The organism is Demetria terragena DSM 11295 (genome assembly GCF_000376825.1).
GTDB lineage: Bacteria > Actinomycetota > Actinomycetes > Actinomycetales > Dermatophilaceae > Demetria > Demetria terragena.
This window is the reverse complement of sequence record NZ_AQXW01000004.1, coordinates 1522588-1539516: the sequence shown is the minus strand read 5'-3', so window position 1 is coordinate 1539516 and position 16929 is coordinate 1522588. Positions and strand designations below refer to the sequence as shown.

Below are 16929 nucleotides of genomic sequence, written 5' to 3'. Positions count from 1 at the left end.
TTCTTGAGGCATGCGAGCCATCTGGAAAGGCGCGGTGTCCTTCGGCCTGGTCAATGTCCCTGTCCGCCTGTACTCCGCAACCGAAAATCACGACGTGCAGTTCCGGCAAGTCCATCGAGAGGATGGCGGCCGGATCAAGTACAAGCGGGTCTGCTCGGTCGACGGCGAGGAAGTGCCGTACGACCAGATCGCGAAGGGCTATGAGACCGAGGACGGCGACATGGTCGTCCTCACGAATGAGGACCTTGCGGACCTACCGATCTCCAGTAGCCGCGAGATTGCCGTCGACAAGTTTGTGCCTGCGGATCAGATTGACCCGCTGCTGCTCGACAAGTGCTATTACCTCGAACCCGATGCTGCGGCAGTGAAGCCGTACGTCCTACTGCGCGAGGCGCTCACCCAGTCCGAGCGAGTCGCGTTGGTCACGGTGTCGCTCCGGACGCGGATGACACCCGCGGTCTTGCGGGTCAAGGACGACGTCATCGCCTTGCAGACCCTGTTGTGGCCAGACGAGATCAGGGCTGCCGACTTTGGTGTTCTCGCCGACTCGGAGAGCGAGATCAAACCGGCTGAACAGGCGATGGCACAGATGCTCGTGGACTCGCTCGCGGGTGACTACGCTCCCGACGAGTACGAAGACGATTACGCCGCGGCGGTGCGCGCCGTGGTCGAGGCAAAGCTCGAAGGCGGGGAAGTCAAGGCTGCTCCGGAGCCCGAGGACTCCGGAGGTGAAGTGGTCGACCTGCTCGCGGCGCTCCAGCAGAGCGTGGCACGCGCCAAGAAGGGGCGCGGCGAAGAGGCCGGCTGAGGTTCGGTCTGACCACACCACGGATGCGGTGAGGCAGGTCAGGCGACGAGTTCTGCCTGCACGGCAGGCGTCGAGACGTCCCGCTTCGCGAGGCGCTCGGCGGCGACCAGCACCAGGAGCGCGGCGAGCGCCGCACCGGCTCCGACCCACAGCGGCGAGGTGTATCCGAGCCCGGCAGAGATCGTGAGGCCGCCCAGCCAGGCGCCCGCTGCGTTGCCGAGGTTGAACGCTGCAATGTTGGCGCCTGAAGCGAGCGTCGGCGCGCCACCGGCGTAGGTCATGATCCGCATCTGTAGGCCGGGCACGACGGCGAACCCGAACCCGCCCATGAGCACCAGCGAGATCACCGTGGTGACCTGCGCCTGCGCCGTGAGGGCGAAGAACGCCATGACAACCGTGAGTGCGGCCAGAGCCACGGTCAGGGCGACCGGGACGGATCGATCAGCAGCCTTGCCGCCCAGCGCATTTCCGGCGAACAGCCCGACGCCGAAGGCCACCAGCAGCCATGGCACTGTCGAACTCGCGAAGCCGGATACCTCGGTGAGTGTGAACGCGATGTAGGTGAATGCACCGAACATGCCACCGAATCCCAGGACGGTGACGGCCAGCGACAGCCAGACCTGCGGTGCGCGGAAAGCGCCGAGTTCGGCGCGCAGGCGCGGTGCAGGCTCGTCGGTACGCGGCGCGGGGACGAAGGCGGCGATCGCGAGGGTGGCAACGATGCCGATGCCGGTGATCACCCAGAAGGTGGCGCGCCAGCCGTAGGCCTGTCCGATGAAGGTGCCGAAGGGCACGCCGAGCACGTTGGAGGCGGTGAGTCCGCCGAACATCAACGCAATGGCTCCAGCTTGCTTCTCCTTCGCGACCATCGAGGCGGCGACGACTGACCCGATGCCGAAGAACGCACCGTGACAGAGGGCGGCAAGGATGCGCCCGCCCATGAGGACGGCGTACGTCGGGGCCAGGGCGGACAGCAGGTTGCCAGCGATGAACAACGCCATGAGCGCGAGCAGCACCTGCTTGCGGGGCAGGCGGCTCACCGAAGCGGTGATGACGATGGCACCAACCGCGACAGCGATGGCGTAGCCGGAGATGAGCCATCCGGCGGTGGCTTCGTCGATTCCGAAGTCGGCGGCGACCTCGGGGAGCAGGCCGGCGATGACGAACTCGGTGAGTCCGATACCGAAGCCACCTGCGGCGAGGGCGAGCAGTCCGATGGGCATGAGCGGTGGTACCTCCAAAGCGAGATTAAGCGCGTGTGCAAATAACAGCGCATGCAGCAAACTAGTTGCAGACGCGTGTTGTTGCAAATCGCTGCTATGGTGACGGGGTGGGAATCGCTGATGACGCTGTGGAGATCCGTGCCCAGGGCTGGCGCACGCTGGCCGCGCTGCATGGGCTGATCGAGACGAGTCTGGAACGCGCGCTACAGCGCGAGCACGGGCTGTCCGTCGTCGAGTTCACCGTGATGGACGCGCTCAACCGACAAGACGGCTGGCACATGAGAATGCAGCAGCTGGCCAGGGCCGCAGCGCTGTCCAGCAGCGCCACGACGCGTCTGGTGACGCGGTTGGAGGATCGCGGGATCCTCACCCGCATTCTGTGCGCCGACGACCGGCGGGGGATTTATACCGAGCTGACCGGTGCCGGCCGGGTCGCATTGGAGGAAGCTCGCCCGACGCACGGGCAGGCACTCGAAGAAGCACTCGACGCTGCGTGCGCGCAGCCTGAGCTCGCGCCGTTGGTGGAGGCGCTGCACCGGCTCCCGGCGCGTACATGACTTCAACCCCGGTGCGTACGCGTTCCGCCCTCAGCGAAATCACCCCACGTCGGCGCCCGGATGGAACAACGAGCCCCGCCCGCGGCGTTGTGCCCCACGAAACCCGAGAGCGACAACCGGGGACGATGGGCCAAGCCCCATGGTGACGGCATAGCATCAAGGTGTCCGGACCGCGGAACTCGGCATACGAGGAGAGAACATGTTCGAACGGTTTACCGACCGCGCCCGGCGAGTGGTGGTGCTCGCCCAAGAAGAGGCACGCATGCTCAACCACAACTACATCGGCACTGAGCACATCCTGCTCGGCCTCATTCACGAGGGCGAGGGCGTCGCGGCGAAGGCCCTGGAGAGCCTCGGCATCTCGTTGGAGTCTGTCCGCGAACAGGTGCAGGAGATCATCGGGGAGAGCCAGCAGACCCAGCCCGGTCAGCACATCCCCTTCACCCCGCGCGCCAAGAAGGTCCTGGAACTTTCGCTGCGTGAGGGTCTGCAACTCGGCCACTCCTACATCGGCACCGAGCACATTTTGCTGGGGTTGATTCGCGAAGGCGAAGGCGTCGCCGCCCAGGTGCTCGTCAAGTTGGGGGCCGACCTGGCCAGCGTTCGTCAGCAGGTCATCCAGTTGCTCGCTGGCTACCAGGGCAAGGAAACGGCCGGAGCCGGAGTGGGCGGACAGAGCAGCCAGCCCGAAGGTACGCCAGCGGGATCGCTCGTCCTTGACCAGTTCGGCCGCAACCTCACGCAGGCCGCCCGCGAAGGCAAGCTCGACCCGGTCATCATGCGCGAGAAGGAAATCGAGCGCGTGATGCAGGTGCTGTCGCGTCGTACCAAGAACAACCCCGTACTCATCGGTGAACCGGGTGTCGGTAAGACCGCCGTCGTCGAGGGGCTTGCTGCGGACATCGTGCGCGGTGAGGTTCCCGAGATGCTCAAGGACAAGCAGCTCTACACCCTCGACCTCGGGTCGCTGGTTGCTGGCAGCCGCTACCGCGGTGACTTCGAAGAGCGCCTCAAGAAGGTCCTCAAAGAGATCCGCACGCGCGGCGACATCATCCTGTTCATCGACGAGATCCACACGTTGGTCGGTGCTGGTGCGGCCGAGGGCGCCATCGACGCGGCCTCGATTCTGAAGCCGATGCTGGCCCGTGGTGAGTTGCAGACCATTGGTGCGACCACGCTGGAGGAATACCGCAAGCACATCGAGAAGGACGCCGCGCTGGAGCGCCGCTTCCAGCCGATTCAGGTGGCCGAGCCGACCATCCCGCACGCCATTGAGATCCTCAAGGGCCTGCGCGATCGCTACGAGGCGCACCACCGGGTGACCATCACCGATGGCGCGTTGGTGGGCGCGGTCAACATGGCCGACCGCTACATCAACGACCGGCACCTGCCGGACAAGGCGATTGACCTCATCGACGAAGCGGGCGCGCGACTGCGCATCCGTCGATTGACCGCTCCGCCGGACCTTCGGGAGTTCGACGAGAAGATCGCGCACGTACGCCGCGAGAAGGAGTCGGCCATCGATGGCCAGGACTTCGAGAAGGCTGCGTCCTTGCGCGATGACGAGAAGAAGCTCATCGACGCCAAGACGGCCCGTGAGAAGGAATGGAAGTCGGGCGACCAGGATGTCGTGGCCGAGGTCGATGAAGAGTTGGTTGCCGAGGTGCTGGCCGCCTCGACGGGCATCCCCGTCTTCAAGTTGACCGAGGAAGAGTCCAGCCGCCTCCTGCACATGGAAGAGGAACTGCACAAGCGCGTGGTCGGCAACGAGGACGCCATCAAGGCGCTCTCGCAGGCGATCCGGCGTACTCGTGCTGGCCTGAAAGACCCACGCCGGCCCGGCGGTTCGTTCATCTTCGCCGGTCCGACCGGAGTCGGAAAGACCGAGCTGGCCAAGACGCTGGCGGAGTTCATGTTCGGTGACGAGGACAGCCTCATCACGCTCGACATGAGTGAGTTCTCCGAGAAGCACACGGTGTCGCGGTTGTTCGGCTCGCCTCCCGGATACGTCGGCTACGACGAGGGCGGTCAGCTCACCGAAAAGGTGCGGCGCAAGCCGTTCTCAGTGGTGCTGTTCGATGAGGTCGAGAAGGCGCACATCGACATCTTCAACTCGCTGTTGCAGATTCTGGAAGACGGTCGCCTGACCGACAGCCAGGGCCGAGTGGTCGACTTCAAGAACACCATCATCATCATGACCACCAACCTCGGAACGCGCGACATTGCCAAGGGCATTTCGCTGGGCTTCGCCGGCGGCGGTGAGTCGCTGACCGACTATGACCGGATGAAGGCCAAGGTCCAGGACGAGCTCAAGCAGCACTTCCGGCCGGAGTTCCTCAACCGTGTCGACGACACCATCGTCTTCCCGCAGTTGAGCAAGGAGGAGATCGTCGAAATCGTTGACCTTGAGATCGCCAAGCTCGACAAGCGTCTTAAGGACAAGGACATGGCGATCGAGCTCACGCAGACCGCCAAGGATCTGTTGGCCAAGCGTGGCTATGACCCGGCTCTGGGTGCGCGGCCGTTGCGCCGCACCATCCAGCGGGAGATCGAGGACATGCTGTCCGAGAAGATCCTCTACGGCGAACTGGGCGCGGGTGAGATCGTCGTCGTCGATGCCGACGGTGACTCCAAGTCCTCGACCTTCAGCTTCAAGGGTGAGCCGCGCGCCGAGGCGCCAGACTCCCTGGCCGATGAGGCCGCGAGCACTGGCTCCGGGAACGGCGAGGCCGCGACCGGCACCGAGTAGGTCACTGCACGTTAAGGATTCCCCTCAGCTGCACCTGGTGCGGCTGAGGGGAATTCTTGTGTCTGGGTGCCTGCTCTCATGCGCGTTCTGGGACTACCGTGGGGGTATGACTCACCGCGTCCGACTCGTGGCAGGCCTCATCAGCGGAGCGATGGTCCTTGCGGCGTGCAGCGACGCCGAGGAGTCGCGGGAGTCCGTCGAGAGGACCGCTCCGGCGCCGACTGCAGCGCCAGAATCCGGGGCGACGAGCGGTGTCGAGTCTTCCCCAACATCGAGTGGGCGGTCATCCTCGGGTTCCAAAGGGTCCGCGACCGCAAGCTCCAGCGGGTCAGCCTCCGGGTCGGGCTCACAGTCCGATTCTGGATCCGCGACACCGGCGTCGAAGGCGGGTGCGTTCACCCCAGCGGTCGCCAAGAAACTTGGTCGCAGCACGGTGCCCGCTGCGGAGATGCGCAAAGCCAGCACGGGCGATTGGAAGGGGACCAAGGTCGGCATCCTGGCCCAGGGCGAGGACACCACCCTGGCCGTCAAGTCCAGTAAGGGCTGGCAGATCGTCGGCGGGTGGTGGCCGAGCAAGAGCCTTCCCGGTCCGTATCTCGGGGGCAAACGGCACGTCCTGATGCTTGGCTCGGACGCCCGACCGCAGCAGTCCGTAGCGCGTGCCCGGGCGGATGCCATACAGATTGCTGGGCTTGATGGCACTGGTGGTGGAGGCATTCTGGGCATTCCGCGTGACACTCGTACCGCTCGGACGACTGGCGGTGTCGGCAAAGTCAACGCCGCGATGGCTCGCGGTGGGCCTGGCGCACAGACGGCCACAGTGGCGCGGATGACGGGGTTGCCGATTTCGGGCTACCTCCTGGCCAGCATGGACGGATTCTCGGCGACGGTGACGGCCATGGGCGGGGTAGAAATCACACTGAACCGCCAGATCCGACACCTCAAGCCCGGAACTCAAAAGCTCAACGGCCCGGACATGCTGATGGTGGCTCGCGAGCGAAAGACCATGCCACGCGGGGACATTGACCGCTCATCGAACCAGGGCCTGGTGATGATGGCAGCCCTGACCACCATGCGTTCGCAGGGCCTCGCGAAGTTGCCTCCCTTGCTGACCAAGACCAGCCGTCACTACCAAACCAATCTGTCCGTGGCTGAGGTGCTCACCCTGTTCACGACGGCATACGTCATCAATCCGTCTCGAGTCGGTCGTGCTGTTGCTGACACGCGGCCGGCCGGCAACGACCTCGCGCTGACCGCGCAGGCACGCGCCACGTTCGCCAGATTTGCTGATGGCAACCTCTGATCCCTCGATCCGCCTAGCCACTGTTCGGGACGTGCGGTCGATCCGTGCCCTGGTGGAGCCGTACGTCGAGAGCCGAGCCATCGTGCCGAAGCCCGTTGTCGCGTACTACGAATCGGTGCAGGAGTTTCGGGTCGTTGAGCTCGACGGGCGCATTGTCGGATGCGGCGCGGTGCACGCGATGTGGGACAACGTCGCCGAGATTCGTACGGTCGCCGTCGACCCGGCGGTCAAGGGGCGTGGGGTGGGCTCGCTGCTGTTGCGCACTCTGATCCAGGAAGCCCGTGACCTCGGTGTGTCTCGACTCTTCTGCCTGACGTTCGAGACGGATTTCTTTGCGCACCATGGGTTTCGAGAGATCGAAGGTCAGGTTGTCGCGCCTGCGGTCTACGCCGAACTGTTGCAGTCGTACGACGAAGGTGTCGCCGAATTCCTCGACCTGGAGCGCATCAAGCCCAACACACTTGGCAACACTCGGATGCTCCTCGACCTCTGACCCGCGGCCCTGCCCCGCTGAGTCGGCGTGTCGTGCTAGTTCGACCCGTGTCCAACTAGCACGACACGCCGACTCAACAGGGGGCTGTGGATAACCAAACGCACCCGTTCGCCGATCCTGGCACCGTCCTCCCATGTCCCGACGAGAGCTTCCCATCGATCTACCCGTGACCTTCACCCTCCCAGAGGCTGACGCGGCCGGAGTGTCACGTTCGCGGTTGCGTGGCCTGGATCTCGCGACACCGTTTCGGGGCGTACGTCTATCCCGGGAGCTCGCGGACGAGGAGGTCGCGCAACTCACGTCGCTGATGAAGCTCCTTCCGCCGTCGGCGGCATACAGCCATCGGACGAGTGCTCGCCTGTGGAATCTTCCGCTTCCGCGTCGCCTTGAGCCGACCTGGCCGTGCGACGTGACCCTCCCTGCGCGGCTGCATCGGGTACGTCGCCCGGGCGTCCGATGTCATACCGCCGATCGGGAGCTCGCGCGGCTGGCGAATGGCCTACGCGTGACCTCGCTGGGTGCGACGTGGTGTGATCTCGCCGCCGAGCTGTCGGTCTGGGAGCTGGTCCAGGTCGGGGACTCGATCGTGGTCAGAGACGGGTGGGATGTCCTGGAGCTTGGTGTGGCAGCCGATCGTTACGACGGCAGGCGCGGGCGAGTGACGATCCACGAGGCACTGCCTTTGATTCGGGCGGGTAGCCGGTCGCCGCGAGAGACGTACTGCCGCCTGCTCTTTCATGACTGGGGGCTGCCCGCGCCAGAGCTCAACGCCGATATTCATGACCACTCCGGGTGGATCGGATGCGCCGACTTCTTGTGGCGGGAACGACGCACGATCGTGGAGTACTACGGCGCGGTGCACGGGCCGACCTGGAAGGAAGACCTGGCGCGCGCCGCGGCGTTTACCGACGCGGGATATGCCGTGGTGACGGTCACCAACGACGACCTGGCTCTGCGCAGGCCGGCGATCCGTACCCGACTGGCGCGCCTGCTGTGCACTCAGCGGGCCGGGAGGGGGTACGCCTGCGCGCCAGCGACGGGAAGGTAGCGGGCTCTGTTCAGAACGACGAGGACACCACGGTGCGCGATCGCTGGTCGAGGACGACAAAGCCGGCCGCGTCGTCACGCAAAACCGATGAGTTCAGGTTGCACACCATGCGCCGATCACCGGTTCCGACGAACTCCCCAGCATCGCGGCGTTTTCCGTCGTCGTCGATGACTTGGACGACGTAGGGCGCACCAGCGGTGAACCCGGACGCGGTCATGCGCACTTCCATTCCCCAGGTGTGCGGGATGACTCCCGCAGTCACGTCGAGGTCGCCAGCGCTGCCCGTGGGGACCGTGACCGCCACTTGCTCAAACGGCACATCTGGCGGACGCGGGGCGAGCAGCCAGCCACCAATTCCGCCGACGACGACAAGAGCGGCTGCGGCGGTCAACGCCATGGCTCGTCGACGGCGCGGACGACGTGGGACGGCGGCGGTGCCAGCGAGCCGGGCGCCGATTTCCGCCTCGAGTTCAGGGGGCAGTTCAGGGACAGGGTCGACCTGCGCAGCGGTGAGACGGTCGGGGTCGACCTGACGTAGGAGCGGACCCAGGTCGGCGAACTCCGCGAGCTCGGATCGACAGGCGGCGCAGGTCGCGAGGTGCTCCTCGACAACTGCTTGCTCATCAGCGTTTAGCCGGCCCAGGGCATGCTCACCGAGCAGGTCGCGCATGGCCTCGTGGTCGGCATCCCCGAGTGGTGCTGACTCCTTCATCGCAGGCCTCCCATCTGGTCGATCTCTGCCCGCAAGGCGCGTAAGCCGTGAAACAGCCGGCTGCGTACGGTGCCCGCCGGGATGTCGAGGTCCGTCGCGACCTCGACGGTGGGTCGGTCGCGCAAATAGACCTCGGCGATCACGTGACGGTGCTCTGGACTGAGCCGGCGGAGCGCTTCTTCGACCACCAGGACGTCGAGGCGGGACTCGGCTGCGTCGGAAGCGAGCGTATCCACGATCTCCTCCAGGCCTTCAAGGGAGGCAGCGGGCCCAATGCCCGAGGACCTCCGCCGGTGTTGGTCAACCAGGACGTTGCGAGCAATGGCGTACAGCCAGGTCCGAATCCCCGCGAGCTGCGGATCGTACGACTCCGATGCGCGCCACATGCGCAAGTAGGTTTCCTGCACGGCGTCTTGCGCCGCGTGTCGATCGCCAACCCGCTGCAGGCAGTAGCCGAGCAGCTCGCCAGCATGGTCGCGGTACGCCTCGCGCAGGGCGTCCGCGTCCAGCGCGGTGGGGCGGTCCATGCCTCATCCTCTCCCGAGTGCGGACCCCACCCGACAGCGGTGCGACCGCCCGCTCATTCATGAGACTGCCTGTGCCCAGACCACCCGGTTGTCGAGGTGAGTCTGGTTGACCCGGTCCCACTGGCCGGTGCAGGTAATCAATCGCAATTCGTCGCCAGCGCTGGCGCCGAAGACGGCCTCGGTGGGGAAGGTGTCCTTAGGGACGTCCTGGGTACGGGTCACGCGATAGATGACCTTTTGGCCGTCGCCGCGGGTGACCGTGACGCGGTCACCCGGCTTGAGACTGGTCAACTTGTAGAACACTGCTGGACCGGTACGAGAGTCCACATGGCCGGCGAGCACGGTGGGGCCGGGGCCGCCTGGGCGCCCGCCACCGGTGAACCATCCGACCCGATCGGGGTCCGAAGGCACTTCCATGGCACCGTCCTTGGCCAAGCCGAGCCCGATCAGTGGCTCATTGCGCAAGCCCAACTTGTCGACTGTGAATGATGCGGGTGCGCTCGGCGCCCCGTTCCGCGGGGACGCTTGAGTGCGTCGCGAGGGGGCGGGTCGAGAGGGAGCGACAGTGGTCGGCTGGGCCGACGCCGAGGTGGTGGGTGCCGAGGTAGGGGACGACGGTCGGGAGGTCGCCGTCGGTGCGGCCGTCTTTGATGGGGCGGCCGTCGAGGTGGCAGTCGTCGGTGGTGGTGCAGTCGTCGCTGGGGCTGAGCTGGTCGGAACCGCGACCGCTCGTGGACTGCTGGGTTGACTGCTCGCCGCAGGGGAATCGGGAGCGTTGGCCGAGTCCTCTCCGCCACACCCCGTCAGGACTCCCGCGAGCAGCGCCGCGCACGCCCCGGCCGCCACCCGAAGGTGGGGCCGAAACGTACGCGCGCTGCCCTGGGTCATGCGCGGCCGCTCGCGTTGCGGCGAGCCATGACGACCACGGCGCCGCCGGCGAGGAGAACAGCACCAGCGCCCAGTCCAAGCACGGGCGCGCTGGTCTCCTGACCCTGGTTGGCGGTGCCACCGAAGCCGGTGTCAACGCCGCCGACCGGAATGGCCTTCAGTTGGCCGCGGACCGCGCCAGGGACAAACGCCGACGTGTGGGTGTCAGCGGAGAAGCCAGCCGCGTTGGCCTCAATCTGCTTGAGGGAGAAGCCAGTTCCGGTGTCAGCACCGTCCGGACCCGGGAGCCCGGTGGTGAATGGTCCCTTCAGGCAGCCCTTGCTGGTGCGGGTGTCGCCACTGCCTTCCGGGTTCGGGAAGGAGATGCGCGGCGGGCCACCCTTACCGGCAACCGCTTCGTGCAGGTGCGTCGCAGTCTTGGCCTTGCTTTGGTACGGCGGCGTGACGCCCTTGGTGGTGATGTCGTAACAGATAATCTCCTCGTCGGAGTTGATCATGAAGGTGAAGGTCCCGCTGGTGCCAGGCTCGCCGGGGGCTGAGTTGCCGTCCGGGTCGATGACGGCGTCAGGTGTCGCCATCACCGTGAAGGCGCTGGTAAAGGTGGATGGGCGATCAACTTCGGTCTCGGCCGCGGCCGGTCCGGCAAAGGCGAAACCACCGAGGGCGGCAAGGCCGGTGATGACCCCGGCGCGTTGGCAGTGCTGGCGAACGGACATCGGCGTGCTCCTGTCAGCGGGGCACCGTGTGGCGCCCGTGTGCAGGGATATACGCAGCCCGAGGCGCTGGTGTTCACCCGAGTTCAATCGAATTCATGACATGACGAGTGTCATGGACGGAGCGCGGCGGCTTCCCGTCAAGATCACCGGAGTTCGGGTCGCCGAACGCTACAGAGTGATATCTGTCACATGACGAGGTGACTCGCGAGGCTGCCTTGCGTGCCGCGTCGTCGGTTGGGTAGGAGCACACCGACTCAAGGGGAATGGTCATGGATGACCGCTACTTCTATTTCGCGCTGGCCGACCCGGACTTCTTTGACTTGCCCGGCACCGGAGACCATCCCGAGTTGCCGGTCCCCGCACATCTGGTGGCTGCCTTCACCCGGGCGGCCCACGGCCCGTGGGTCGCATTTCTGCCCCCGCATCAGGTGCTTGCCGACGCTGGATGGAAGATCCACGTGAGCGCGGTTCCCGAGCACGCCCGTCATGCGGTCGAGGTGGTGGCTCGGGTATGTGCGGCCGAACACGTGCCGTGGAAGATGATGCGCACGGAGCGACTGGTGCAGGCATCACAGCACAAGTACGCGCCCCAGTCCCTGAGCGGCAAAGTGTGCGTACTTTATCCGCGAAGCGACGATCAGACTGCGCTCTTGATCGAGCGCCTAGCAGCCGACCTGACAGGTGTTGTCGGGCCGCGGATCACGGGTGACCACTCCCACCCCACGGCCCCCCTCGGTGTGCGGTGGGGCGCCTACAAGGAGCACTGGCTAGAGGCCGCTGATGGGCGAGTAGTGCCCGGCGCGCAGGGTCCCGATGGCGGCGTCCCAGACGACCGGCGGAGACCAGCGCCGAACGTGCCAGCGGTCGTTGCCGATCTCATGCGGGCGGAGCGAGAACCACAACCGCTCCCGGTGCAAGCCGCTCGGCTCGTTCACCGGTGCAATGCAGGATCGGTGTATGACGCTCAGTTGACCGACGGGCGCCGCGTGGCACTGAAAGAGGCGCGTCGTCACGCGGGACTTGACGGCGATGGCATCGATGCGGTCGTGCGGCTGCGCCATGAGTACGCCGTCCTCCAGCGGTTGAGCGGGTCAGGGGTCGCACCGGAACCGATCGACTACTGGGAGGTCGAGGCCAGCGAGTTCCTCGTGATGGAGTGGGTCGACGGCGAACCCATGGGTCAGCACATATCTCGCCACCACCCTGGCGCCCGCGCGGACCTCGGCGCGGACGTGTCGGCCGACTTCGCCGAGTGGGTCGCGCAGATTTCGGTCGAACTCAGTGAAGTGGTCCGAAGGATGCGCGCACTGGGCGTGGCGCATGGGGATCTTCATCCGGGCAATGTCGTCCTCGGGCCGTGCGGTCCGACGCTGGTGGACTTCGAGGCGGCCAGCCTCGATGGAACGGTGGCGACCCGGACGATTGGCACACCGGGCTATGTGTACGAGCATGCCGACCCAGTCGCTCGCGACGACTTTGCGCTCCAGCGCACCCTTGCCACATTGAAAAACGTCGATGTGCCGCTGCTGGATCGGCGCCCTGACCTTGCGCCAATCCTGGGGTGCCCGACGGTGGCTGCTGAGCCCGTCGACGTTCCGGCGACGACTGCGGACCTGCTCGAGAGACTGGTCGAAGGACTGCTGGGTCGTGCCACGCCCGAGCGATCTGATCGGCTGTTCTCTGGCGGCATCGAGCAGTTCACGACACCGCTCGGGGCACATAACCTGCTTTCTGGTGCCGCCGGGGTTCTGTTGGCGCTCCATTCGATGGGCTACGAGCCCGATCCACGGCATCTGGACTGGCTCGCTGACCTCCCCGAAGGTCCCGACACTCAAGTTCACGGTCTCGCAGAGGGGGTTGAAGGCGTCGCCCTGGCGCTCGCGCTCCTGGGCCGCCCGGAGCAGGCCGAGGTGCTGATCGACAGACTTTCACCCTCGCTGCCCAGGAGCCTGTCGTGGACCCGCGGACGGTCCGGGTGTGCCGTGGCGTTGGTAGAACTGGGAATCGCCCTCGATCGCGCAGACCTTCTGGAACGAGGAGTCGAAGCCGGGGACGGCGTGCTACGGGCGATACGGGATGAGGCGACGACGGTCGCGGGTCCTGGCCTTCTGGAGGGGTGGGCCGGGATGGCGTTGGCGCTAATGCGTATAGGCGAAGCCGTTCCGTCGCGCACGGCATCCTATGAGAACGGAGCTGGGCATGCGTTGCGTCGGGAGGAGCGGCTCCTGCGCACCGTGGACGGGCACCTCGTGGCCGCGCCTGGTTCACGGGTCCGCACCGGACTCGGACACGGCAGCGCCGCGTTCGCACTCGCACTCGCGCTCGCTCACCACCGAGACCGAGACGCAATGGCGTCACTTGGTGATTCGGTCGCTGCTGGGCTGCGGACGACACCAACTCCGCTTGCCGGGTTGATGGATGGCGCGGCCGGGATCGCTGCCACGCTGCGGCTGCGAGGCGAGCGTGGAACGGCGGATCTTCTCGATGCTCGGGCTGGCCGCTACTGCACTCCGACGGCACGAGGTTGGAGCACTTTAGGGGCCGCTCGACTGCGTTGCTCTGATGACCTCATGACGGGTGCTGCCGGCCTCATCGCCACGCTCGGCGACAGTGGCGCGAAGCGCATTGCCGAGGTGTTGCGCCTCCCCGAAGCGAGCCCGCCCACGACAGCTAATGACACCTGTCATGCGGGTTCGTTGGCAGTGCCCACTCTCGCAAGGGCTCAGACCGGCGTTTGATGACGAATGTCAGATCCCTCCCGTCGGATCTGACACCTCAAAGATAGACAACGAAGGAGTCCGACATGACACTTGAAAAGCTGCACGACCTCGACGCGGAGTGTGCAGAATTGGCAGCAGTCGGGGACGAGGTGATCACTGGGCTGTCGTTCTTCGTCTTCAACTGCTAGGACCGCCTATGCGGATTGGAGCCTGCACGTGCGCACAGTCTTCCGAATGCAAGCCGCGGCGTCGCGGCGTGCGTTGGTGCTGTGCTGGGTCGTACTGGCGGTTGTACTGATCGGCTCCTGGATTGTGGCTTTTGCGGAGCCGGGGGGATCGATCATCAGATCGACAGCCGTCGCTGGCCTCGGCACGGTCGCGGTGTTGCTATTCGCCCGAATACAACTCGCGACCTGCCGGGGTGGGGAACATCTGGGGACGGCGTGGTTGACGCCGCTGATCGTAGTGTTGGTCTTTATGCCACTGCTGTGGGGCGAGTTGATGCTCGCATCAGTGACCGGGTGGGCGGCAGTGCTCCTCCAACGAGATATCCGCGCGGTCGTCGCCGGATCGGTGGCCTTGCTAGCATTTTTGGCTTGGGTGTATCCCCGGACCGAGTTTCCGGCCATTGGGAACTTTGCAGAGTTCCTGTTCGAGGTCGGTCTCTATTCCGCGGTCCTGGTGATTGCGACCCGTCTCGTGGTCCTCTTGGACTCGCTGCAGTTCACCCGAGAAGTGCTGGCGCGCAGGCAGATCGATGTTGAGCGAGACCGAATTGCACGGGACTTGCACGACATCATGGGCCGGACCTTTGTCGCCGCGTCCTTGCGAAACCAAGCGGCAGTTCGCGAGGTTGACCACCAAGACACAGTTGGCGTTGCCCAGCTGAACCACTTGCATGACACCATCGCCAAGGGGCAAGCACAATTGCGTGCCCTGACCAGCGGCCCGGCCATCGGCCGACTAGAAGACGAACTCACTGCTGCTCGCGAGATGTGTCACCGGGTCTCAGTCGCCCTCGTGATCAATGTGCCAGTCAGTCTGCCTGCGGCACAGGACGGGTTAGCTGCCCTGGTGGTGCGAGAAGCGGTGAGCAACGTGCTCAAACACAGCCGGGCGAGTTGGTGTCGAATCGACTTTGACGTCGAAGGACACACCGACATTACGGTCACCAATGATGGTGGCAAGCACCGTGCCGATAGCGACAACGACGGTGTGGAGAGCCGACTCAGCAGTGCCGTCGCTGCTGTCGGCGGCAGTACCCACGTCGACCAGCCAGCAACTGGGATCTACCGCACGCGGTTTCGGATACCCGGGGTTGGCGAGGTGTCATGACGTGGACCGAGAAGGCGCGAGATCTCGTGTCCGTGGGGGGCGGCGCTCGGATCCTCACCTGGGTGTGGGTGCTCACCTGGGCACAGCACGCAATCACGACTCGAGACGATTTGCTCGTTCAGGTCGTGGTCGCTGTCGGCGGCGTGGTGATGTTGGTCTGGGAAGCGCTCCACGACCGGTTGCACGCCTGGTCAGTCGTACCAGGGTTGGGCTTGCTGCTGTGCGGGCTGGTGCTCGCAGGTACGGATAGCCCACGGGACAGTGGATACCTGCTCGGGTGGGGTGTGGTGGTCCTACTCCTGAGTGCGAGCCGTGCCCGCCCAGCGTTGGTGGTCGCGGCGATTGCCGCTCCGCTCATCGCGGCGATCCTGGTGTCGGACAGCGCTGCCCTGTTGGTCAACATGGTGAATCAGTTCCTCGTGGTCTACCTCCTGCAGAGGCTGGCGCAGACCGCACGAGAGCTTCGTCGCACGCAGGACCAACTGGCGCGATCTGAGGTCGATACCGAACGTGAGCGGTTGGCGGGTGAGATCAACACCATGGTGGGGGCGACACTCGTCGATGTGTCCGCGCAGACGGCCCAGGCGCGAATCCATTTTGCTCGCGACGACCGAATCTCCGCGCACCTGGCTGAGGTCGAGGATTTGGTCGAGCACGGTCTCACCCAATTGGCGCAACTTTCCCAAGAGCCAGTGATCGACACACTGGATGCCGAGCTGCATACCGCCCAGACGTTGTGCCGCCGACTCGGCGTGCAGTTCACCGAGTCCGTCGATGATGTCGACGTCTCGGTCACCCCAACCTTTGCCCTGCTGCTCCGCGAAGCAGTCACCAACATGTTCAAACATGCCCAACCCACGCGCTGCACGGTGGTCGTGCGCCAAGTCGACCGCGGCGCCGTGTTCATGTTCACCAACGACGGCACGCCAGAGGGGAAGCCAGCGGCAGAACTGCACGGAAGTGGGCAGGACCGGATGCGCACCCAAATTGCCGCAGTCGAGGGCGAGTTCGAGGCGGGACCGCTTACGGATGGCCGATACCGTGTGGTGGTGCGAGTGCCCACACCCGTGCGAGTAGATCAGGGCTCGAGTCCGATCGCTCTGGAGAGGAACAGTCATGGATGAGCCACTGCGACTGCTGATCGCCGAGGACATCGACTTGGTGGGCGAGGCGTTCGAAGCATTGCTGGCCACCGAGGCCGGTTTTCAGATCGTCAAGCGCGTGGTGCGGGGCGACGCGGTGCTCAAGGCCGCGTTGGCGTACCGACCGGATGTTGCGCTTCTGGACATCGACATGCCTGGCATGACCGGAATTGAGGCGTGCGCAGAACTCACCGCTGCCATGCCGGAGTGCAAGGTCATCTTGCTCACCGCGCTACCTGGCAGCGGACACCTTCCGCGCGCCCTGGATGCGGGCGCGTCGGGCTACCTCGTGAAGTCGATGTCGGCGAAGCAACTGATCGACGGAATCAATTCGGTGGCCACCGGGGGGACGGTCATCGACCCGACTCTCGCCGCCGAGGCACTGCGCTCCGGTCCAAGCCCGCTGACTAGCCGTGAGTGCGACATTCTGCGACTGGTGGATCAGGGCGTTCCGACGAGCCAGATCTCCGAAGAACTGTTTCTCTCCACCGGAACGGTGCGTAACTATCTCTCTAACGCCATGACGAAATTGGACGCGGTGTCGCGCGTCGAAGCGGTCAAGACCGCTAAACAACGCGGCCTGCTGTAGTCGGACGGTCATTCCGTGACCTGACAGTTGTCAATCGAGGTCGTGACGGTTGCGTCCTGCGTCATGACCACCCCCTCGCACAGGCTGGACCTCGGAAGGGACTAGCCCGAGGGAGGCCT

The 16929-nt window shown here is 65.3% G+C and carries 16 protein-coding genes; 11 read left to right on the top strand and 5 right to left on the bottom strand.

Features of this window, described 5'->3' with window-relative positions; translation table 11 throughout:
- Positions 1 to 10: 10 nt before the first annotated feature.
- Positions 11 to 808, top strand: coding sequence for a non-homologous end joining protein Ku (gene ku / locus F562_RS0111640; protein WP_018157141.1), 798 nt, complete (start codon positions 11 to 13; stop codon positions 806 to 808).
- Between the two features lie 38 nt (positions 809 to 846).
- Here ku and F562_RS0111635 read toward each other — a convergent pair whose 3' ends face one another.
- Positions 847 to 2031, bottom strand: coding sequence for an MFS transporter (locus F562_RS0111635; RefSeq protein ID WP_018157140.1), 1185 nt, complete (start codon positions 2029 to 2031; stop codon positions 847 to 849).
- Between the two features lie 107 nt (positions 2032 to 2138).
- Between F562_RS0111635 and F562_RS0111630 the strand changes: the two genes are divergently transcribed.
- From F562_RS0111630 to F562_RS18945, 5 genes are all read left to right on the top strand, one after another.
- A complete protein-coding gene (locus F562_RS0111630) occupies positions 2139 to 2588 on the top strand; it encodes a MarR family winged helix-turn-helix transcriptional regulator (RefSeq protein WP_018157139.1) in 450 nt (149 codons plus the stop codon).
- A 199-nt stretch (positions 2589 to 2787) separates the two neighbouring features.
- Positions 2788 to 5337: an ATP-dependent Clp protease ATP-binding subunit gene (locus tag F562_RS0111625; RefSeq protein WP_018157138.1), complete on the top strand. Its 2550-nt coding sequence runs from the start codon at positions 2788 to 2790 to the stop codon at positions 5335 to 5337.
- A 106-nt stretch (positions 5338 to 5443) separates the two neighbouring features.
- A complete protein-coding gene (locus tag F562_RS20605) occupies positions 5444 to 6640 on the top strand; it encodes an LCP family protein (protein ID WP_169333383.1) in 1197 nt (398 codons plus the stop codon).
- On the top strand, positions 6627 to 7133 hold the full coding sequence (locus F562_RS0111610) for an amino-acid N-acetyltransferase (RefSeq protein ID WP_018157135.1): 507 nt from the start codon (positions 6627 to 6629) through the stop codon (positions 7131 to 7133). Before F562_RS20605 ends, F562_RS0111610 begins: the two co-directional genes overlap by 14 nt.
- Before the next feature lie 133 nt (positions 7134 to 7266).
- Positions 7267 to 8181 carry a DUF559 domain-containing protein gene (locus F562_RS18945; protein ID WP_156822633.1) on the top strand — a complete coding sequence of 305 codons (915 nt, stop codon included), beginning with the start codon at positions 7267 to 7269 and terminating at the stop codon, positions 8179 to 8181.
- A 10-nt stretch (positions 8182 to 8191) separates the two neighbouring features.
- Here the strand turns inward: F562_RS18945 and F562_RS18940 are convergent, their stop codons facing one another.
- The 3 genes from F562_RS18940 to F562_RS21195 are packed head-to-tail and all read right to left on the bottom strand — an operon-like array spanning position 8192 to position 9885.
- Positions 8192 to 8893: an anti-sigma factor family protein gene (locus tag F562_RS18940; RefSeq protein ID WP_018157133.1), complete on the bottom strand. Its 702-nt coding sequence runs from the start codon at positions 8891 to 8893 to the stop codon at positions 8192 to 8194.
- Entirely contained in the window at positions 8890 to 9420 is a 531-nt protein-coding gene (locus F562_RS0111595; RefSeq protein ID WP_018157132.1) for a sigma-70 family RNA polymerase sigma factor, read from the bottom strand. Before F562_RS0111595 ends, F562_RS18940 begins: the two co-directional genes overlap by 4 nt.
- A 57-nt stretch (positions 9421 to 9477) precedes the next feature.
- Positions 9478 to 9885: a class F sortase gene (locus tag F562_RS21195; protein WP_018157131.1), complete on the bottom strand. Its 408-nt coding sequence runs from the start codon at positions 9883 to 9885 to the stop codon at positions 9478 to 9480.
- A gap of 100 nt (positions 9886 to 9985) precedes the next feature.
- On the opposite strand from F562_RS21195, the gene F562_RS21190 reads away from it, so the two are divergent.
- Positions 9986 to 10168, top strand: a complete 183-nt coding sequence (locus tag F562_RS21190) for a hypothetical protein (protein ID WP_018157130.1) — start codon at positions 9986 to 9988, stop codon at positions 10166 to 10168.
- A gap of 136 nt (positions 10169 to 10304) precedes the next feature.
- On the opposite strand, the gene F562_RS0111585 is transcribed toward F562_RS21190, so the two are convergent.
- Positions 10305 to 11024: a CHRD domain-containing protein gene (locus F562_RS0111585; protein WP_018157129.1), complete on the bottom strand. Its 720-nt coding sequence runs from the start codon at positions 11022 to 11024 to the stop codon at positions 10305 to 10307.
- A 269-nt stretch (positions 11025 to 11293) separates the two neighbouring features.
- Between F562_RS0111585 and F562_RS0111580 the strand changes: the two genes are divergently transcribed.
- From F562_RS0111580 to F562_RS0111560, 4 genes are all read left to right on the top strand, one after another.
- Positions 11294 to 13762 (top strand): class III lanthionine synthetase LanKC N-terminal domain-containing protein, encoded by a 2469-nt coding sequence (locus F562_RS0111580; RefSeq protein ID WP_156822632.1) that lies wholly within the window; start codon positions 11294 to 11296, stop codon positions 13760 to 13762.
- Positions 13763 to 13960: 198 nt separating this feature from the next.
- Positions 13961 to 15079: a sensor histidine kinase gene (locus tag F562_RS0111570; protein WP_156822631.1), complete on the top strand. Its 1119-nt coding sequence runs from the start codon at positions 13961 to 13963 to the stop codon at positions 15077 to 15079.
- On the top strand, positions 15076 to 16203 hold the full coding sequence (locus F562_RS0111565) for a sensor histidine kinase (protein ID WP_018157125.1): 1128 nt from the start codon (positions 15076 to 15078) through the stop codon (positions 16201 to 16203). Before F562_RS0111570 ends, F562_RS0111565 begins: the two co-directional genes overlap by 4 nt.
- Positions 16196 to 16810 carry a response regulator gene (locus F562_RS0111560; RefSeq protein ID WP_018157124.1) on the top strand — a complete coding sequence of 205 codons (615 nt, stop codon included), beginning with the start codon at positions 16196 to 16198 and terminating at the stop codon, positions 16808 to 16810. The genes F562_RS0111565 and F562_RS0111560 overlap by 8 nt, the downstream gene beginning before the upstream one ends.
- Positions 16811 to 16929 lie beyond the last annotated feature (119 nt).

Coding starts and splice junctions, on each gene's coding strand:
- ku (WP_018157141.1), top strand. CDS start 11: ATGCGAGCCATCTGGAAAGGCGCGGTGTCCTTCGGCCTGGTCAATGTC.
- F562_RS0111635 (WP_018157140.1), bottom strand. CDS start 2,031: ATGCCCATCGGACTGCTCGCCCTCGCCGCAGGTGGCTTCGGTATCGGA.
- F562_RS0111625 (WP_018157138.1), top strand. CDS start 2,788: ATGTTCGAACGGTTTACCGACCGCGCCCGGCGAGTGGTGGTGCTCGCC.
- F562_RS20605 (WP_169333383.1), top strand. CDS start 5,444: ATGACTCACCGCGTCCGACTCGTGGCAGGCCTCATCAGCGGAGCGATG.
- F562_RS0111610 (WP_018157135.1), top strand. CDS start 6,627: ATGGCAACCTCTGATCCCTCGATCCGCCTAGCCACTGTTCGGGACGTG.
- F562_RS18945 (WP_156822633.1), top strand. CDS start 7,267: ATGTCCCGACGAGAGCTTCCCATCGATCTACCCGTGACCTTCACCCTC.
- F562_RS18940 (WP_018157133.1), bottom strand. CDS start 8,893: ATGAAGGAGTCAGCACCACTCGGGGATGCCGACCACGAGGCCATGCGC.
- F562_RS0111595 (WP_018157132.1), bottom strand. CDS start 9,420: ATGGACCGCCCCACCGCGCTGGACGCGGACGCCCTGCGCGAGGCGTAC.
- F562_RS0111585 (WP_018157129.1), bottom strand. CDS start 11,024: ATGTCCGTTCGCCAGCACTGCCAACGCGCCGGGGTCATCACCGGCCTT.
- F562_RS0111580 (WP_156822632.1), top strand. CDS start 11,294: ATGGATGACCGCTACTTCTATTTCGCGCTGGCCGACCCGGACTTCTTT.
- F562_RS0111565 (WP_018157125.1), top strand. CDS start 15,076: ATGACGTGGACCGAGAAGGCGCGAGATCTCGTGTCCGTGGGGGGCGGC.
- F562_RS0111560 (WP_018157124.1), top strand. CDS start 16,196: ATGGATGAGCCACTGCGACTGCTGATCGCCGAGGACATCGACTTGGTG.